The 13,539-nt window shown below is 51.1% G+C and carries 14 protein-coding genes; all 14 read right to left on the bottom strand.

The features are described 5' to 3' along the window. Positions 1-73: 73 nt before the first annotated feature. Positions 74-1,105 carry a hypothetical protein gene (locus tag WG29040_RS07180; RefSeq protein WP_127195914.1) on the bottom strand — a complete coding sequence of 344 codons (1,032 nt, stop codon included), beginning with the start codon at positions 1,103-1,105 and terminating at the stop codon, positions 74-76. Positions 1,106-1,117: 12 nt separating this feature from the next. Beyond that, on the bottom strand, positions 1,118-1,816 hold the full coding sequence (locus tag WG29040_RS07175) for a hypothetical protein (protein ID WP_127195913.1): 699 nt from the start codon (positions 1,814-1,816) through the stop codon (positions 1,118-1,120). A gap of 67 nt (positions 1,817-1,883) precedes the next feature. Beyond that, complete coding sequence (rfbC, locus tag WG29040_RS07170) at positions 1,884-2,441, bottom strand: dTDP-4-dehydrorhamnose 3,5-epimerase (RefSeq protein ID WP_127195912.1); 558 nt, start codon at positions 2,439-2,441, stop codon at positions 1,884-1,886. Then, positions 2,441-3,331 (bottom strand): glucose-1-phosphate thymidylyltransferase RfbA, encoded by an 891-nt coding sequence (gene rfbA / locus WG29040_RS07165; RefSeq protein ID WP_127195911.1) that lies wholly within the window; start codon positions 3,329-3,331, stop codon positions 2,441-2,443. The genes rfbC and rfbA overlap by 1 nt, the downstream gene beginning before the upstream one ends. 160 nt (positions 3,332-3,491) lie before the next feature. After that, positions 3,492-4,019 (bottom strand): transcription/translation regulatory transformer protein RfaH, encoded by a 528-nt coding sequence (gene rfaH / locus WG29040_RS07160; RefSeq protein ID WP_177412947.1) that lies wholly within the window; start codon positions 4,017-4,019, stop codon positions 3,492-3,494. Positions 4,020-4,143: 124 nt separating this feature from the next. Beyond that, positions 4,144-4,389 (bottom strand): MBL fold metallo-hydrolase RNA specificity domain-containing protein, encoded by a 246-nt coding sequence (locus WG29040_RS24695; RefSeq protein WP_165878348.1) that lies wholly within the window; start codon positions 4,387-4,389, stop codon positions 4,144-4,146. Between the two features lie 647 nt (positions 4,390-5,036). Beyond that, entirely contained in the window at positions 5,037-6,398 is a 1,362-nt protein-coding gene (locus WG29040_RS07145; protein ID WP_177412935.1) for a Wzz/FepE/Etk N-terminal domain-containing protein, read from the bottom strand. A 311-nt stretch (positions 6,399-6,709) separates the two neighbouring features. Continuing rightward, positions 6,710-6,961 (bottom strand): lipopolysaccharide assembly protein LapA domain-containing protein, encoded by a 252-nt coding sequence (locus tag WG29040_RS07140; RefSeq protein WP_127195909.1) that lies wholly within the window; start codon positions 6,959-6,961, stop codon positions 6,710-6,712. Positions 6,962-6,985: 24 nt separating this feature from the next. After that, positions 6,986-7,282 (bottom strand): integration host factor subunit beta, encoded by a 297-nt coding sequence (gene ihfB, locus WG29040_RS07135; RefSeq protein WP_003447108.1) that lies wholly within the window; start codon positions 7,280-7,282, stop codon positions 6,986-6,988. 24 nt (positions 7,283-7,306) lie between these two features. Next, positions 7,307-7,513, bottom strand: coding sequence for a hypothetical protein (locus WG29040_RS07130; protein WP_127195908.1), 207 nt, complete (start codon positions 7,511-7,513; stop codon positions 7,307-7,309). Between the two features lie 177 nt (positions 7,514-7,690). Beyond that, entirely contained in the window at positions 7,691-9,385 is a 1,695-nt protein-coding gene (rpsA, locus tag WG29040_RS07125) for a 30S ribosomal protein S1 (RefSeq protein WP_003447106.1), read from the bottom strand. Between the two features lie 122 nt (positions 9,386-9,507). Next, positions 9,508-10,191 carry a (d)CMP kinase gene (cmk, locus tag WG29040_RS07120; RefSeq protein ID WP_127195907.1) on the bottom strand — a complete coding sequence of 228 codons (684 nt, stop codon included), beginning with the start codon at positions 10,189-10,191 and terminating at the stop codon, positions 9,508-9,510. Then, the gene (locus tag WG29040_RS07115; protein WP_127195906.1) at positions 10,191-12,422 is read right to left on the bottom strand and encodes a bifunctional prephenate dehydrogenase/3-phosphoshikimate 1-carboxyvinyltransferase; all 2,232 of its coding nucleotides are present in this window, start codon (positions 12,420-12,422) and stop codon (positions 10,191-10,193) included. Before WG29040_RS07115 ends, cmk begins: the two co-directional genes overlap by 1 nt. 4 nt (positions 12,423-12,426) lie before the next feature. Then, a complete protein-coding gene (gene hisC, locus WG29040_RS07110) occupies positions 12,427-13,539 on the bottom strand; it encodes a histidinol-phosphate transaminase (RefSeq protein ID WP_003447100.1) in 1,113 nt (370 codons plus the stop codon).

Below are 13,539 nucleotides of genomic sequence, written 5' to 3'. Positions count from 1 at the left end.
CTCAATGTGGAATCACCCACAACCAAAATGCACTACAAACAACATAAGCTAATAGATGAGCGCCGCATATAGTTCAGGACGCTTTTACATTCCTGAAAATATCATAGAACATTATAACGAAATACATAAAACCAAAAACGAAATCCACCTGTTTGAATTCACTATCTTTATTGCCACTAAATACAAATGCGCCCTTCGCTACAACAGCAGCACCTAAAACATATACAGAAAATCTAATGCCCGCAACTTCACTGAGCGAGAATGAAAGCGCCATTACCAATGTGCTCGCACATAAGAAAACCTTCGACCTTATACTGACCGCCTCTCCAGACAACGCCGTGTAGGCTACAACCCATATAAACAGCAGGAAGATTTTCTTAACTATTGAAGCGCTTTCCCCTCCTTGAAAATAAACTGCCCTTATTCCAAAATCAAAATGACTTACTAAACTAACAAACAAAAATGAAACTTGTTGCGACAATACTATTAGAGCAAATGCCCCCCACATGATCCAACGGAGAAAACCTTCCCTAACATTACAGAACACATTGCAAAACACACACGACATCACATATATAGCAATCATTACAATTGCCGAATCGTGAAAAGAAATAGCAACCATAGCCAAAATTAGAAACCGGAAAGTAGAGATCTTTCCATACGAACATAGATATGCAATTATCAGATAAGCAGGTGTCGCCCTCAGTGCCGTCGTCAATAACAAAGGAGATAGAGCTAGCGTAAAATACAACCAACCACGCTGCTGCTGTAAATCATCACCTCTCATCAACATCAAAATAAATACTACATAAAAAAACTGTACGAACGCAGCAAAGAAATCAACTGTCCCCGCAGCGGTATCAGCAACCCCAAAGCCATTACGTAAAAAAAATCGTGCAACCCACTCTGCCGCATACTCATTGGCCGATACAATATAACCATTATTTTCAGCCAGAGCGATGTAATTGCGATAATCAGGAAAGCCGTAGCCACCCACTGAGTAATAAACCAGAAGCACTGTAGAGACGACCAACAAAAACAGCAGCCTGTTGGTATTTACAAAATATGTCCACTTCCCATTGTGTTGCCCGAGTGATTCAGACATAGAATACAGACCTCATACTTTCAACACATAGAAAGTAACCACTACGCCTGCAACCAAAACCATCTGACCAATTAATTTCCCTGTTATAATACGCGCAGCACAATTTATTTCATTACCCACATCCAAAGCCTTGAAGAAAACTCTATCGATATAAGTAAACATAATTATTGATGCACAAAAATTCAGTAACTGCCCTGTATAAGCCAGGGTCATTCTTATTTCCGGATATTTAATACTCAACACGAAAGGCATAATTATTGCTAAATTTATTAGCAAGCTGACAAATACTGAATACATTGTAACTTTAGAGAATACATCCCATTCTACCCGCCACCAGTATTGTTTCTTCCCCAACGCTCCAAAAATTCCTGTAAAGCCAAGAATCTGAAGATACTTAAGCGGCTGAGATGCATACTTCGAGCGGCACACAAAAATTATAAACAACAACCCGGCACACATTGAATATCCAAACATGGCCGGAACGCCTATGGTGGTTATTTTCTTCTCGAGTAACAATGAGATACTGAAAACAGACACCATATTCATGATTCGCGCCAGGTATTGAACCCAGTTTGCCACGGCTAAAACTTGCGTAGTACCGTCCACATTAACCCTGGCCCTAACCATCACGGCATAGACATCGAAAACCTGGGCACCAATCAAAGTTAAAATAACTAATATTTCAAACAGAGATACTAAATTATTATCCATTAGCCACTCTTAACCCAAGACTATTTTTAAAAAATCATTCACCTATCCGCCCCCCCGCCAACCACATCTAAAAAGAAGAGTCGACCACCGAAATAGCAACTTGATCTTTCTCACTTATGATAACTTCATCCATCGTGGGCCAGGCGATATTTATATCACTGTCACTCCACAACAAAGAGCCTTCTGATGGCTTGTCGTAATAATCAGTTGTCTTGTACAAAAATTGCGTATTATCTTCTAGCGCGAGAAAACCATGAGCAAAACCTTCTGGTATCCATAGCATTTTCTTGTTACTGCTATTTAGCTCTACACCTACCCACTTCAAAAAAGTGGGTGAGTCTTTCCGGATATCCACGGCCACATCGAAGGCAGCCCCCTCCACGACCCTCACCAGCTTCCCTTGAGCATGTGGTGCAGCCTGATAATGCAATCCGCGAAGGACGCCACGTCTCGAGCAGGAGTGATTATCCTGTACAAAAGGTCGCGGCTTAGGAAAACCTAACTTTTGTACTTCATTGCTGAAGCGCTCTTCATTAAAACTTTCCATAAACCAGCCACGATCATCACTGAACACTGAGGGTTCAATGATGAGTACGTCAGGTATTTCAGTTCGTGTAATTTTCATTACCTTCCGGCCTCCATCAAAAGCCGTAGAAGGTATTGCCCATACCCTGTCTTCTTAAACCGTTCAGCTTGAACGGCCAGCATCTCAGGGGTAATCCAGCCGCTGTTAAAGGCAATTTCTTCCAGACAGGCTACTTTTAACCCTTGGCGCTGCTCTATGGTATGCACAAAATGACTGGCTTCCAGTAAAGAGTCATGGGTACCGGTATCCAGCCAGGCAAAGCCACGTCCCAGCATTTCAACCGTCAAACTGTTCTGTTCAAGATAAGCACGGTTAACGTCGGTGATTTCAAGTTCGCCCCGTGGCGACGGCTTCATTTTTTTTGCGATGTCTACAACCTGATTGTCATAGAAATACAAGCCCGTTACTGCGTAGTTAGATTTTGGTTTTAACGGCTTTTCTTCAATGCTCAACGCACGCCCTGTACTGTCAAACTCAACAACACCAAAGCGCTCTGGATCTGAAACGTGGTAGCCAAAGACAGTAGCACCTGTCTCTTGGGACATAGCAGATCGCAAGTTATCCGAAAAGTGCTGACCGTAGAAAATGTTATCACCCAAGATCAAACAAACCGGATCTTGGCCAATAAACTCTTCTCCAATTATAAATGCTTGTGCCAGCCCATCAGGGCTAGGCTGTTCGGCATAGCTCAGTTCAATACCGTATCGGCTGCCGTCACCCAGCAATTTTTTGAAACATGGTAAATCTTCGGGGGTTGAAATGATCAGGATTTCCCGCATGCCCGCCAGCATCAAGACCGACAGAGGATAAAAAATCATCGGTTTATCGTAGATAGGCAACATCTGCTTGGAGACGCCCAAGGTCAACGGGTGCAGGCGGGTGCCCGAACCGCCAGCGAGGATGATGCCTTTGCGCTTAATGGTGGTCATGTTCCTAGAACTTCCTTAGTTTTTCGTGAGCTTCACCTATGACGCCGACAGGTGATGTCTTTTATTAATTCAGAAAAACACGCTACCGCCCCAGGATTCATGGTCGATTTCCTGAGAACGCGTATGGTCTACTTTGTCCAGACCGAAGCCTGAATATCACTTAACGATTGGCAAGACTCGTCAAAGGCACACTGATCTGTTGCAGTCGATTCATTAAATTGATAAGCAGAATGACTCTTTCTTCGCCGTCCATGGTCATGAAAATGGACTCAATACCCGCGAAGCCTTGATCAACAAGGGTGACCTTATCGCCCGGGTTGTACGTAACGATGGCGTGACTGTTCGCTCGTTCTTGCAGCTGAACAATAAGGTTGTGATTGACGGCCAGAGGCCTGCCACCAAAAGCCACAATGCGGGCTACCCCACGAGTTGAACGCAAGGGTGCCCAATTTGAGCCCTGGGGCATGTGTATAAACAGATAGCCCGGAAACAAAGACTCTTGAATGCATTGCAGTTGCCCACGCACGAGTTTTTCACGTCGACAGAACGGACGTGAACACTCATAACCTTGGCGCTGGAGGTTTTCCTCTGCCCGCTCGTCTTGTCTGGGCTTGCATTGCACCAAGAACCAGTCGGCAGGCTTTGATGTAATGGGCTCGCAGAATGCTGCAGGGCATGTTGTAGACATAGGCATTTATTAATGGGTCTTCCGTTTACCATCGTATTGTGCAATCGCCAGTGCCTCGCATCTGGCTTGTTTCCTTTCCATAGCAGCTCAATTGAACCGCAGCCGTGAGCTCATCCCGTCGGAATCAGAGCGCCGGCGAATCTGCCAGGAGTTCCCTACAGGCCAGCAGGTCCTTTGCCAATGCCTTTTTCGCCACTATATCGCCATGTACTATACGTATTAGCCCAGCCCTCTGAACCATACCTGAAATAAACTCAAACAAATCCTGTTGATCAGCATGGGCTGAGTAACTGCTTAAATTTTCAACACATGGGCGAATGATACAGCTCTCACCCTCCAATTCAACATAACTGCCTAATCGGTAACACATTTGCATCCCGGCGCCCCGGGTACGCGCAGCCTGATAGCCAGTAAAAACACATTATGCCTTCGGTCTGCCTGCATAGCGTTCAAGTAATAGACAATACGACCACTGGAGCACATTTCAAAGCCAAAAACAACAATCGCACACCGATCGATATTGGCCGGAGCGCTCTCAGGCTGTGCGCACTTGCCTTGGCTATCGTTTGTTAGACCGCATACTCAACTGCCTGCCCCTGGAAGAGTCCTGAACTCTCGGCAACCAAATCATTATCCGTGTGAACTGGGCCAGTTCCGCTGAAGGATATTTTCAGTTTTGTAGAACATCCTTCGTACGCGCCCATTATTGAACACGGGAATCAGCAGCGGTTCTGCCCCAAGCCAGATGTATAGCCCTTTGCAGCAGGTTCTGATACTAAAAATGTCAGGAAATCGCTACGGCCGCATTCCAAACGGGCAACACCCAGTATGTCGCCCGCCTTTGCCGATCAGGATGTGCACACAGGGTATCCGCCCCTGTGTTTTGAGTCAGGACTCATCCGGGCTCGCTTTACCGAATTGGAATTTGAAAGCTGGTTGCAGTACATAAAATTCGACATGTACTGCGTCCTATAACCAACTCTCTTAAAATCGATAATTATCCGCGCCGAAAACAGATCAGATTTTTTCGTGCTGCAGGTCTTTCCCGCTGCTTGCCGTGCTAGTCAAAGAAGCCGGAGCCCTTAGTGCAGTCGGATTTTTGAGCTGCCCCTCTCTGACCGCTAAAAAGTTTCGGACCAGTACAATTAACACACCCAGAATGCCTCCCAACAATAACCCCAACAATACAATCAGGGCCTTCTTGGGTTTGACTGGCTCCATTGGCTCCAGGGCTTTGCGATCGATTGAGACCAACTTCATGTTGCTGCTATCGAGGTTACTCAAATCCCCCAAACGCACAATCTCGGAGCGCAACGGCTCTACACCACTTAAGAACAGATCTTCATTTTGACGCTGCTTAAGTGCTTCAACTTCACGGTTGCTTTGCAGTAGTTGCAGCTCACGAGCAATCTGAGCTACGCGCCCTTCGGTGAAATCGTCAGTTTTTCGCTGCTGCAGGGCTGCGCGCTCTGCTTCAAGCGCTTCTGTACCCATAAAATACAAGGGAATTTGCTGATTGTTGATTTCGGTCCGCATACCACTGGATCCACGAATGTTAGCCGAATCACCCAACGCCGAGGGCGTGGTAGGCTTTTGAATATTCAAGGCCCTCGCGATGCCAATAGCCTCACTCAGTTGCGCCATACGATCAGTGCGCACAATCTTGAGTTGCTGACGCAACGCCTTGAGCTCATCCTGCAATTGCGCACGCTTTATGCTGTCGGCTTCGTTCAAGGCGGCGATGCGCGCCTCCTTGTCTATCTCATAGCTGGAGCGGGCTGCGTCCAGCTTGCCTTTTAGCTCGGTCAAACGGTTATTGACGATAACCTTGAGGTCAGCGGCAATTTGCTTACGCTCTGCATCAATGGCGTAATCGACAAAGCCATTGAGGATCTTTACCCCGTCCACTCCCCCGGGATATGTCAACTCCATGCTAATCGCAGCGTTCTGGGAATCCGCTTTTTTAGAATCAGGAAAAATCAGCTTTAGCGAGTTGCGATTGAAATCTTCGAAGCTTTGCTCAAGGGTGCGCCCCGGACGCTTGAATTGAGTGAATAGCTCTTGATTACTCCGGAAAAAACCCAGTCGATTATCGTATGACTCCAGCGACGACCCTACTTTCAACAGAGCCTCATTGGGAGGCAGGGTGTATACACCCGATCGATTGAGTGCATCCAGCTCGTTGATGGCTGCCGGGCGCAGAACGCTACTCACCTGATATTCAGGCGTACTTAAATAGGCATAGCCCAAAGCAACCAGACCAAAGAGAGCAGCCGTAGCAAGAATGATTTTTTTCTGCTGCCAGACCATCAAAAACAAAGGGAGTAAATCCACTTCATTGGACGAAGGAGCATTCGGGATACGGGAGAGACTACTCACAACCAAGACCTGCCTTCTAAAAGAAACTGCGGGCTCGTTATGCAGCGATTTTCATACGCGCTTATATAACTTTCTAACATCAGGCCTTAGCTTCATGCACACCTGAAGAAGCATAAAAATAACTGTACATCGAGAATCTGAAGCATTTTGCCAGTATCTCGAAACTATACAAGCCTGACAAAGTGTAATAAATCTATGGGGCGCGACATGAATTTTGTAGTGTGCCATTTACATTTGAGCTCTCAACCTGCGCTGCAGCCCTCTCCCGGCCGCATTGTCTGCGCTAAGACACACTCAATATGTAAAAAGGCCTACGAATGGGCCAGCAGGCTGCGTTTTAGTTTCGCAGATTTTCGCTTATAGACCACAAACCCCAATACCGGGCCGAAGAGCATGCCAAGCAGTAAGGCGCCGATAAAAAATAGCGATGCTGGCAACTCAGGCGAACGCCACCCCAAAAACATCAATGAGGTAGGCTGCTGGTTTTCGAGGATAAATATTACAGTCCCGAAAATAACAGCCAGGGCGAACCCCCCCAACACTGCACGTTTAAAGTCACGCATCAGTAACTCCTAGGTCCTTAAGGATTAAATATCGTCTTCCTCATCCTCATTAACTCGATCCCGGAGCTCTTTGCCCGGCTTGAAATGAGGAACAAACTTGCCATCGAGGCTGACAGACTGGCCGGTCTTTGGGTTACGGCCTACACGCGGCGCGCGATAGTGCAGCGAGAAGCTGCCAAAGCCACGGATCTCAATTCGATCCCCGGTCGCCAGACACTGTGACATTTGTTCAAGCATAGTCTTGATAGCCAACTCTACATCCTTGGATGAAAGCAGCCCTTGATGGGTGACAATTCGTTCGATCAACTCCGACTTCGTCATATTTTTCCCTTCTTTTTCAAGCAGCTAGATCAGCGCTTCAAAGGTTTTAGCATGATCGAAAGGGTTTGAACAGCCCAGGGATTGACTTATCTTTAAAGGCATCAGATAGATGCCAAACAGCCAGCAGAGCAGAAAAACAGGCATGCGACCGCCACCTTGAACCCATAACCACTGCCGCAGGCTCTTTAGCCTCGCCCTGGCGATCGCTGACAGCTGCAGACGACGCTGCAAGCCTGCCGCTCAGGAATTCCACCAATCATATACGTCTCGTTAGCGCTGCCCCATAAGGCCTGTATCAGGCCACCCCCCGGGGCCGGGGTTGAGCTGGCGAGCCAAGCCTGGCCAGCTCAAATTTCAGGCACAAAAAAGGGCGACCTAAGTCGCCCTTTTTCTATGGTAAATCAGAACTTAGTTCTGTTTTTCCATTTGTGCACGCAGCAGGTCGCCAAGAGTGGTCGGACCAGCAGCAGGCTCAGAGGTAGCTGGCTTGTCGCGCAGGCTCTGAATTGCTTCCTTCTCGTCTTCAACGTCTTTCGACTTGATGGACAATTGGATTACGCGGCTTTTGCGATCAACGCTGATGATCTTGGCTTCTACTTCTTCGCCTTCTTTCAGAACGTTACGTGCATCTTCGATGCGGTCACGGCTGATTTCGGAGGCTTTCAGAGTTGCTTCGATATCCGGAGCCAAAGTGATGATGGCGCCTTTAGCGTCAACTTCTTTCACGATGCCCTTAACGATTGCGCCTTTGTCGTTCTCTTGTACGTACTCGGAGAACGGATCGCTTTCCAGCTGCTTGATACCCAGGGAGATGCGCTCACGCTCTGGATCAACAGACAGGATAACGGTGTCAAGCTCGTCGCCCTTCTTGAAACGACGTACGGCTTCTTCGCCAACTTCGTTCCAGGAGATGTCGGACAGGTGAACCAGGCCGTCGATGCCGCCGTCCAGACCAATGAAGATACCGAAATCGGTGATCGACTTGATGGTGCCGGAGATTTTATCGCCCTTGTTGAACTGGCCAGAGAAATCTTCCCATGGGTTAGATTTGCACTGCTTGATGCCCAGGGAGATACGACGACGCTCTTCGTCGATGTCCAGAACCATAACTTCCACTTCGTCGCCGACTTGTACGACTTTCGAAGGGTGGATGTTTTTGTTGGTCCAGTCCATTTCGGAAACGTGTACCAGACCTTCAACGCCTTCTTCCAGCTCAGCGAAGCAGCCGTAGTCGGTCAGGTTGGTAACACGAGCGGTAACGCGAGTGCCTTCTGGGTAACGGGCTTTGATAGCAACCCATGGATCTTCGCCCAGCTGCTTCAGGCCCAGGGAAACACGATTGCGTTCGCGATCGTACTTCAGAACCTTGACATCGATCTCGTCGCCAACGTTGACGATTTCGGAAGGATGCTTGATGCGCTTCCAGGCCATGTCAGTGATGTGCAACAGGCCGTCAACACCGCCCAGATCGACGAATGCGCCGTAATCCGTGAGGTTTTTAACGATACCTTTAACTTGCTGACCTTCCTGCAAGGATTCCAGCAGAGCTTCACGCTCGGCCGAGTTCTCTGCTTCAAGCACGCTACGACGCGAAACAACAACGTTGTTGCGCTTCTGGTCCAGCTTGATGACCTTGAATTCCAGCTCTTTGCCTTCCAGGTGCGTAGTATCGCGCACTGGACGAACGTCAACCAGAGAACCTGGCAGGAACGCACGGATGCCGTTAACGTCGACAGTGAAGCCGCCTTTAACCTTACCGTTGATAACGCCCTTGACAACTTCTTCTGCTGCGAAGGCTGCTTCCAGAACGATCCAGCATTCAGCGCGCTTGGCTTTTTCACGGGACAGCTTGGTTTCGCCAAAGCCGTCTTCGACCGCGTCCAGCGCAACGTGAACTTCATCACCGATGTTGATGTTCAGTTCGCCAGCGTCGTTGTGGAACTGTTCCAGCGGGATGAGGCCTTCAGACTTCAAACCAGCGTGAACGGTTACCCAACCAGCTTGGTAATCGATATCAACGATGATAGCGGTGATGATAGAGCCAGCCTGAAGATTCAGGGTTTTTAGGCTTTCTTCAAAGAGTTCTGCAAAGCTTTCGCTCATTTTAATTCCTGTTGATCAAGGGCGAAGGATACGCCCATCTGCCACATTCCAGACAATGTGGGTTACGTTCATATAAAAGAAGGCATGCAGGACTATTTCTGGTCTCCTGCACGCTTTCTTGGTCATCCAGTGATATCGCGCAGGGCGATTTCACTCATGATTCTTTCAAGCACCTGCTCGATCGACAACTCCGTGGAGTCCAGCTGTATTGCATCAGCCGCCGGTTTAAGCGGGGCTATTGCACGCTGCGTATCACGCTCATCGCGGGCACGAATCTCATCTAGCAGACCCGAGAGACTAACATCATCGCCCTTGGCCTTCAACTGCAAGTAACGGCGACGGGCACGTTCCTCCGCGCTAGCCGTCAGAAATATCTTCAACGGCGCGTCCGGAAACACCACAGTTCCCATGTCGCGACCATCGGCAACCAGACCGGGAAGTTCCTGAAATGCCCGCTGACGCTGCAGCAAAGCCTCACGCACAGCCGGCAAGGCGGCAATTCTGGAAGCCCCGGCAGCAACGGTCTCACTGCGAATCGCGTGAGTAACGTCCTCACCTTCCAGAATAATGCGCGCATGCTTGCCGTCCGTCGCTCCGACGAACTGCACATCAAGATGCGCAGCAAGTTTCTCAAGCAAGGCTTCGTTATCCAGAGCAACGCCATGATTGCTCGCGGCGAATGCCAGCAAACGATACAGGGCACCGGAATCCAGCAGATTCCAGCCCAGGCTCTTGGCCAGCTTGCCAGCCACGGTGCCTTTGCCGGAACCGCTTGGGCCGTCGATAGTGATAACCGGCGGGACCATCACGACTGCACCTCTTGCGCTACGCGAATGCCTACCTGTTTGCACAGGGCAAGGAAGTTAGGGAACGAAGTCGCGACATTGGCACAGTCGTGAATACGGATGGGAGCCGTTGCCCGCAGAGAAGCGATGCTGAATGCCATCGCAATGCGGTGGTCACCGTGACCATGAACTTCCCCGCCACCAATGGAGCCACCATCGATAATGATGCCATCCGCAGTTGGCTCACACTTCACGCCCAGCGCCAGCAAGCCGTCAGCCATGACTTGAATCCGGTCAGACTCCTTGACCCGCAGTTCTTCAGCGCCGCGCAGGATCGTGCGACCTTCGGCCACTGCCGCCGCCACGAACAGTACCGGGAATTCATCAATCGCCAGCGGTACCAGCTCTTCAGGAATCTCGATACCTTTAAGCTTGGCTGCGCGCACACGCAAATCAGCTACAGGTTCGCCACCCACTTCGCGCTGGTTCTCGAGGGTGATATCCGCCCCCATCAAACGCAAGATGTCGATAACGCCGGTGCGGGTCGGGTTGATGCCGACATGCTCGAGCACCAGATCGGAATCTTCGGCAATCGAGGCGGCCACCAGGAAGAACGCCGAGGATGAAATATCGCCAGGTACTTCAATGTGGGTAGCCGTGAGCTTGTGGCCTGATTCAACAGAAGCCGTGGCACCCTCGACACTGACCGGGTAGCCGAAGCCACGCAGCATGCGCTCGGTATGATCACGGGTTGGCGCCGGCTCAGTGACCGAGGTCTTGCCTTCAGCATACAAACCCGCCAGCAGCAGGCAGGATTTGACCTGGGCACTGGCCATCGGCAGGGTGTAATCCATCCCTTTAAGCGCGTGACCGCCGCGAATAGTCATCGGCGGACGACCTTCTGCAGCAGTCTCAATCACCGCCCCCATTTCGCGCAGCGGATTAGCCACACGATTCATCGGGCGCTTGGTCAGCGAAGCATCGCCGGTCAAGGTCGTATCAAAGCTCTGCGCAGCCAGCAAACCCGACAACAGACGCATCGAGGTTCCGGAGTTACCCAGGTAAATCGGGCCTGGCGGAGCTTTCAAGCCATGCAGCCCCACACCATGGATAGTCACGCGCCCATGATGAGGGCCTTCAATCACCACACCCATGTCACGGAATGCCTGCAAGGTTGCCAGAGCGTCTTCACCCTCAAGGAAACCTTCGACTTCGGTTGTACCTTCAGCCAAAGAACCAAGCATGATTGAACGGTGAGAAATGGACTTGTCACCAGGTACGCGAATCTTGCCAGTTACCTTGCCACCTGGCTCAGCCAGGAAAATCAGATCATTTGAATTCATAGGGTCCACATATGCCCGGCGGGCCAGGATTTTACTGAAATGCTCGCGAGCAACCCGGGCGCGGGTAAAGACGCCCAGCAATTGATGCCCATCTCCCGCATCGACCGCATCGCGCAAGGCGTCGAGATCACTGCGAAATGTATCCAATGTACGTAACACCGCCTCGCGGTTCGCGAGAAAAATGTCATGCCACATTACCGGGTCGCTTCCTGCGATTCTTGTGAAATCGCGAAAACCTCCCGCTGCGTAACGAAAGATATCCAGATTCTCATTGCGCTTGGCAAGAGAGTCCACCAGCCCGAATGCCAACAGATGCGGTAAATGACTGGTTGCAGCCAGCACCTCGTCATGGCGTTCGACCTGCATATGCTCGACGTCCGCCCCCAGAGCGCGCCACATTGTGTCCACCAGGGCCAGCGCCCCGGAGTCGGTTTCGGCCACGGGGGTCAAAATAACCTTGTGCCGCTCAAACAGAACCGCATTGGAGGCTTCGACACCACTTTGCTCGGATCCGGCAATCGGGTGCCCGGGAACAAAGCGTGGCGGCATGCCACCAAAGGCCTGAGTCGCAGCACGCACGACATTACCCTTGGCACTCCCCACATCAGTCAGAACGGCCGACCCCAGATCCATGCCCGCCAGCAACCCGAGCACTTTCTCCATGGCCAGAATCGGCACTGCCAGCTGGATGACATCAGCACCACAGCAGGCGACTGCCAGATCAGCTTCGCAGCGATCAACCACACCCAGCTCTACAGCCAGGGCGCGCGACGCAGGGTCCAGATCGACTCCGACCACCTCAGCGCACAACCCGCTCTCGCGCATGCCTTTAGCAAAGGAGCCACCAATCAGGCCGAGCCCGACAACCACCAGCCGACCCACAACAGGCTTTACAGATTTCAAGGACATTACATCAACCACAAGCAAGAACCTTGGCCAGCGCCTCAAGCAGACGGGTATTTTCCGCCGGCAGACCAATAGTGATGCGCAGGTGGTTCGGCATACCGTAATTGGCCACCGGACGCACGATCACACCTTCGCGCAACAGCCCCTGATAAACCGGGGCAGCCACTTGACCGAGATCCACCGCAATGAAATTACCGCGGGATGGAATCCAGCCCAGACCCAGCTCACGAAAACCGTCCAGCAACTGCTGCATGCCCGCCTCGTTAAGACGGCGGCTTTCAGCCAGATAGTCAGCATCCTGCAGTGCAGCACAGGCCGCAGCCAGCGCCAGACTGTTGACATTGAAGGGCTGACGAACCCGATTCAGCACATCCGCCACAACCGTTGTCGACAGGCCATAACCAACCCGCAAGGCAGCCAGGCCATAAGCCTTGGAAAACGTACGAGAGACCAGCAGATTAGGATAGGCCGAGAGAAACTCCAGACCGTCCGGCAGCTCGCCGCCTTCCGCATATTCGATATAGGCCTCGTCCAGCACCACCAGAACCCGCTCGGGGACGTCCTGCAAAAACTCGTTCAGTGCATCGACACCAAACCAGGTCCCGGTAGGGTTATTCGGATTGGCGATGAAAACCACCCGGGTATCACTGTCAATCGCCTCAAGCATGGCAGGCAGGTCATGCCCCCAGTCCTTGGCCGGCACCACTCGCGCCTGCGCACCCACCGCCTGGGTCACAATCGGATACACCGCGAAGGCATGCTCGCTGAACACGGCATTCAGGCCCGGCGCCAGATAGGCCCGGGCCACCAGTTCCAGAATATCGTTAGAGCCGTTGCCCAGGGTCACCTGATCGAGTTGCACACCGCAACGCTCAGCCAGCAAGCTCTTGAGGGCAAAACCGTTACCATCCGGATAGCGGGTCAGCTCCGCCAGTTCATTGCGAATGGCTTCCAGCGCCTTCGGACTTGCCCCCATAGGATTTTCATTGCTCGCCAGCTTGACGATGGTGGCCGGATCAATCTCCAGCTCACGCGCCAGCTCATCCACAGGCTTGCCCGGGACGTAAGGCGAAAGTTGTTGTACGCCCGGCTGCGCCAGGGCGAGAAAATCACCGCTCAT

It is taken from the genome of Pseudomonas sp. PAMC 29040 (genome assembly GCF_003994535.1).
Taxonomy (GTDB): Bacteria; Pseudomonadota; Gammaproteobacteria; order Pseudomonadales; family Pseudomonadaceae; genus Aquipseudomonas; species Aquipseudomonas paraversuta.
Note: the sequence above shows the minus strand (reverse complement) of the source record. Positions and strands in the feature narration are given on the sequence as shown.